This is a genomic window from Sulfitobacter sp. UBA4523, assembly GCF_002388305.1.
In the GTDB taxonomy this organism is placed as follows: Bacteria; Pseudomonadota; Alphaproteobacteria; order Rhodobacterales; family Rhodobacteraceae; genus Sulfitobacter; species Sulfitobacter pontiacus.
Genome location: NZ_DGMH01000072.1, coordinates 324 through 3,486, shown reverse-complemented (window position 1 = coordinate 3,486; position 3,163 = coordinate 324). Strand labels below are relative to the sequence as shown.

The following is a 3,163-nucleotide window of genomic DNA, read 5'->3' as shown; positions in this document are numbered from 1 at the left end:
GGTGTGATTGATCTGATCGCCTCTGACGCGATTTCGGGCAAGATCGCCAAGGATCTGTTTGAAATCGTCTATACCGAAGGCGGTGATCCTGCGGTGATCGTTGAAGAACGCGGGATGAAGCAGGTCACAGACACCAGCGCGATCGAGGCCGCCGTGGACGAGATCATCGCCGCGAACCCCGATCAGGTCGCCAAGGCGCGCGAGAATCCAAAGCTCGCCGGTTGGTTCGTCGGTCAGACGATGAAGGCCACGGGCGGCAAGGCGAACCCCAAAGCGGTCAACCAGATCGTCGCGCAAAAACTGAACGGCTAAGACATCGGGCCGGGGTTCACCAAAACCCCGGCCCTTTTCTTGCCACGCTTACCCTCTGACATCCTGTGAAAGGTCATTTATGGAAACGCCCTTCCGGTCATCGCCGCGCATTGTTCAACCCGAATGGATCGACTTTAACGGTCACCTGAACATGGCCTATTATTCGGTGCTGATGGATAACGCCGTCGATGATGCCTATCACCAGATCGGGTTCGGACCAGAGTATCAGAAGACCGGCCACACCACCTATGTTGCTGAATTCCACATCTGCTATCTGCGCGAGCTGCACGAAGGGGCGTCGACCTACTGCACCTTCCAGCTGCTCGACTTTGATGAAAAACGTTTCCATTCCTTCACGCAGCTTTGGCACGAAGACGGATGGCTTGCCGCCACGGGCGAGGCGCTGACGCTGCACATCGACCAGTCCGGCCCCCGCGTGGCCCCCATGCCCGCCGACCTCATGGCGCGGCTTGAGGCGATGAAAACCGCCCATGCCAGCTTGCCCTATCCTGAACAGGCGGGCCGCAAGATTGGTCTGAAACGCTGAGTGTATCCCGTTGCCCACCCCCGTATTGATTTGAAAGCCAGCCGTCATGCCACGCTATGAATACAAAGTTGTGCCCGCCCCGACCAAAGGGTTGAAAGCCAAGAACGTCAAAGGGGCAGAAGCGCGATTTTCCCATGCGTTGCAAGAACTTATGAACGGTCTTTCAGGGTATGGATGGGAATATCAACGCGCCGAGACCCTGCCGTCGATCGAACGCGCGGGCCTGACCGGCAGCACGACAGAGTGGCGCAATGTGCTGGTGTTTCGCCGCCTCCGCGAGGCCGAGCCCGAGGACGAAGCCGTCACTACAGAGCTGCTTCCCCCGCCGCAGCCCGACACGCACGACACGCCCGAGCCCGAAGCTGAAACCGCCCAAGCAGAGGTCACAGGCGACGCGCCCTATTTCGAGGATGAACATGGCGAAACGAAAGACGACGGCAAGACCGCCGTGGTGGCCCCATCCCTGCTGAACGCGCTGGCGTCGCGCCGCAAATCAACCACCGTGAAAACGCCCGCCAAGTCAAGCGCCACTGCCGCAGAGACCGCCCCGAAGACCGAGGCAGACACCACGGCCCCCGAAACGAAAACGGCAAAGATGGATAAGACGGCAGACTAGCCGCAAACCGTGACGCAGTGTTTAAACGTCGAGATCCAGCGCAAGCGCGTGAATGCGGCCAATCAGATCGGGGCCAAGCGCGCCATGCACGGCACGATGCCGCGCAACACGGTTCAGCCCCTTGAAATGGGCCGACCGGATTTTCACATTAAAATGACTTTCGCCGCCCTCGCGATAGCCCCCGTGGCCGCGATGGCTTTCACTATCGTCAACGACGCTTAATTCCGACGGGGCAAACGCCTCTTCCAGCCGGTCGGCAATTTCTTGTGTCACTGACATTTTTTAGCTCAGCCCCCCTTCAATCTCACAGCCCAAGGTCTAAACTGACCGGCCTGAGTCGGAAAGGTCCATATCATGCCCAAAAGTGATCCCTTTGGATTCGACATGTCCGTGTCGTCTTCGAAAAAGAAAAATCCCCGTGGCCGTCGCGGGATGTCCGGTGCGTCCGAGACATCGCAACGCGTCTGTTCGCACGAAGGCTGCGAAGAACCGGGCAAGTACCGCGCGCCCAAAGCACCGGACGTGCTGGATGATTATTTCTGGTTCTGCCAGAAACACGTGCGCGAATATAACCTAAAGTGGAACTTCTTTGACGGCACCACAGAAGCCGAATTGAACGCCCAGCAATCCAAGGACAAAGTGTGGGAGCGTACGACCAAGCCCCTTGGCGACCCCGAAGCACGGGCCTGGGCGCGTTTGGGCATCGAGGACCCGCATCAGGTTCTGGGCAAGAACGCGACGCAGAACCCCGGCAAAGGGCCTGCCGCCGGTCGCCGCCTGCCCCCCACGGAACGCCGCGCGCTCGAAATTCTGGAAGCCAAGGACACCTGGACCAAACCCGAAGTGCGCAAGGCCTATAAGGCGCTCATCAAGGTGCTCCACCCCGATATGAACGGCGGGGACCGCAGCCAGGAAGAGCAGTTGCAGCTCGTCGTCTGGGCCTGGGACCAGCTGAAGGGCAGCCGCAACTTCAAGGACTGACGCCGCGGCATTCCGGCGGGCCGAGGGCATCGGCAACCGCCTGTGATGGGGCAGAAAAGCCATAGGGATGGGGCGGTGCAGACAAATGCGCCGCCCCTTTTCCATGTGTCCCGGGGATTCGCGGTTTTGCCGCAGGTGCGAATTGCCCCTTTCCCTCGCGCTCAGGAAAGATATGTTGCCGTGGACGCCACCCTTGATCCGCAAGCGGTGCGCAAGACAGAAGCATGAAGGACGTACAGAATATGGCCGAGACCTCATTGGACCTCACAACCAAACCCACCAAAGAGATCTCCGTTCGCGAAGTCTTTGGCATCGACACCGACATGGTGGTGCATGGCTTTGAAGAACGTACAAGCCGCGTTCCCGATCTGGACAGCACCTATAAATTCGATCCCGACACCACGATGGCGATCCTTGCGGGGTTCAACCATAACCGCCGCGTGATGGTGCAGGGCTACCACGGGACGGGTAAGTCCACCCACATCGAACAGGTTGCAAGCCTGCTGAACTGGCCCTGTGTCCGCGTCAACCTTGATAGTCACATCAGCCGGATCGACCTGATCGGGAAAGACGCGATCAAGCTGAAAGACGGCAAGCAGGTCACGGATTTTCAGGAAGGCATCCTGCCTTGGGCCCTGCGCAACCCCACAGCAATCGTGTTTGATGAATATGACGCGGGCCGCGCCGATGTGATGTTCGTGATCCAG

General features: G+C 59.2%; 5 protein-coding genes and 1 pseudogene. 5 read left to right on the top strand and 1 reads right to left on the bottom strand.

What is annotated here, in order from left to right; genetic code table 11:
* The 3 genes and pseudogenes from gatB to B3849_RS17075 form a co-directional block, all read left to right on the top strand.
* Window positions 1-312: pseudogene (gene gatB, locus B3849_RS17085) on the top strand (Asp-tRNA(Asn)/Glu-tRNA(Gln) amidotransferase GatCAB subunit B); the annotation flags it as partial.
* Between the two features lie 79 nt (window positions 313-391).
* Window positions 392-859 carry a thioesterase family protein gene (locus B3849_RS17080; protein WP_005854085.1) on the top strand — a complete coding sequence of 156 codons (468 nt, stop codon included), beginning with the start codon at window positions 392-394 and terminating at the stop codon, window positions 857-859.
* A gap of 46 nt (window positions 860-905) precedes the next feature.
* Window positions 906-1,475 carry a hypothetical protein gene (locus B3849_RS17075; RefSeq protein WP_278424777.1) on the top strand — a complete coding sequence of 190 codons (570 nt, stop codon included), beginning with the start codon at window positions 906-908 and terminating at the stop codon, window positions 1,473-1,475.
* 21 nt (window positions 1,476-1,496) lie between these two features.
* Here B3849_RS17075 and B3849_RS17070 read toward each other — a convergent pair whose 3' ends face one another.
* Window positions 1,497-1,754 carry a BolA family protein gene (locus B3849_RS17070; RefSeq protein WP_005854089.1) on the bottom strand — a complete coding sequence of 86 codons (258 nt, stop codon included), beginning with the start codon at window positions 1,752-1,754 and terminating at the stop codon, window positions 1,497-1,499.
* Window positions 1,755-1,829: 75 nt separating this feature from the next.
* Here B3849_RS17070 and B3849_RS17065 point away from each other — a divergent pair, with 75 nt between their 5' ends.
* Together B3849_RS17065 and B3849_RS17060 are read left to right on the top strand one after the other, a co-directional pair.
* The gene (locus tag B3849_RS17065; protein WP_005854091.1) at window positions 1,830-2,456 is read left to right on the top strand and encodes a J domain-containing protein; all 627 of its coding nucleotides are present in this window, start codon (window positions 1,830-1,832) and stop codon (window positions 2,454-2,456) included.
* 242 nt (window positions 2,457-2,698) lie between these two features.
* The coding region (locus B3849_RS17060; RefSeq protein WP_286780465.1) for an AAA family ATPase at window positions 2,699-3,163 on the top strand (465 nt) is incomplete at its 3' end.